This window comes from Bradyrhizobium sp. LTSPM299 (genome assembly GCF_000938235.1).
Taxonomy (GTDB): Bacteria; Pseudomonadota; Alphaproteobacteria; order Rhizobiales; family Xanthobacteraceae; genus Bradyrhizobium.
This window is the reverse complement of sequence record NZ_JYMU01000001.1, coordinates 1-395: the sequence shown is the minus strand read 5'-3', so window position 1 is coordinate 395 and position 395 is coordinate 1. Positions and strand designations below refer to the sequence as shown.

The following is a 395-nucleotide window of genomic DNA, read 5'->3' as shown; positions in this document are numbered from 1 at the left end:
GGGCATTCCAGCCACATCTTGATCAGATGCAACACGCGCCGATCAACAATCCGGCGCGCTACCGACTTTAGAAGTTCGGCATGCGGAATGCTTCCGAAGTAGTCCGCGAGGTCGGCATCAACGACTTCCGGGTGGCCGCGGAACAGCAGCCCGTCCACCTTGACCACCGCCTGTTGGGCATTTCTCCCAGGACGGTACGCGTACTGTTCGGGTGGAAGGTCGGCTTCGAAGATCGGCTCCAACACCAGCATCGCTGCTGTCATGCAGGCCCGATCCCGCACGGTCGAGATGCCCAGCGGCCTGAGCTTGCCGTTGGCCTTCGGTATAAACACTCTTCTGATAGGATCCGGTTGGTAGCTCTCCTCCCGGAGCGCAAGCGCCAGTTCGCCAAGCCA

General features: G+C 60.8%; 1 pseudogene. It reads right to left on the bottom strand.

What is annotated here, in order from left to right:
* A pseudogene (locus UP10_RS00005) lies at positions 1 to 281 on the bottom strand (group II intron reverse transcriptase/maturase); the annotation flags it as partial.
* Between the last annotated feature and the right edge of the window lie 114 nt (positions 282 to 395).